Origin of the sequence: Citrobacter sp. Cpo089 (assembly GCF_030332695.1) — a bacterium.
GTDB lineage: Bacteria > Pseudomonadota > Gammaproteobacteria > Enterobacterales > Enterobacteriaceae > Citrobacter > Citrobacter portucalensis.
In genome coordinates this window covers 1-715 of sequence record NZ_JAOWHJ010000022.1, presented here as the reverse complement: position 1 = coordinate 715, position 715 = coordinate 1, and the positions used below count along the sequence as shown (strand labels likewise).

Here is a 715-nt window from a genome sequence, read left to right as displayed (position 1 = left end):
ACCCTCACAGGTAATTTACCGGTTTGATGATAATCGCTACCTGGAGTTGATCGGTTATGATTGTGAAGGATATGTTGTTTACCATGACATAAAAAGAAAGATCCACAAATCAATTTATGGCAATCCAATCTATAGGGTATTCTCGGGTGAGTTTATCCATCCCTCAGAACAGTACATACTTGTGCCTGAGTGGGAGCCAGGGGCATATAAAATATCTAAAGATTACGGACAAACGTGGCAGGTTGCAAAATATATGGCTCCTTTCCCGGCACTGGAGAGAAACTCAGATGGTGTTATGCGTGACAGACCTGAAGGAAAAGAAATAAAAAGAGTGGTGGTAGTTAATAATCAGGCATTTATTACCACGGCGAAGGGGCATTTATATCTGAGCTCATACCCTTTTGACGACCCGCGTCTGGCGCCGGGTGGTCCGGGTATAGATTATCAATACTTTGATGATACCTATTATCTCTACAGACCTGGCAAGCATAAATCCGGTGGCGAGTATGTGAACGGCCATATGAGACCTGAATCGCCAGGGCGCGCCTGGGGAACGGTGGTGTTTATGAAAGCATCTTTAGCCCATTTAACGGAAGGTTATAAGGCCAACTATCAAAACCTGCCGGACAAAGAACCGGAAGTGGTGGGCTATAAGGGCTGGACCCGGATGCACTGCGATATGGATGCAGGGAAATAATCTGCAATGGGATATGCC

Annotated in this window: 1 protein-coding gene; it reads left to right on the top strand. The window is 45.6% G+C overall.

The genetic code is table 11. The features are described 5' to 3' along the window. Positions 1-697 (top strand): T6SS immunity protein Tli3 family protein (locus OGX92_RS03170; RefSeq protein ID WP_286586236.1); only part of this gene is annotated, 697 nt, incomplete at its 5' end. Positions 698-715: the final 18 nt, after the last annotated feature.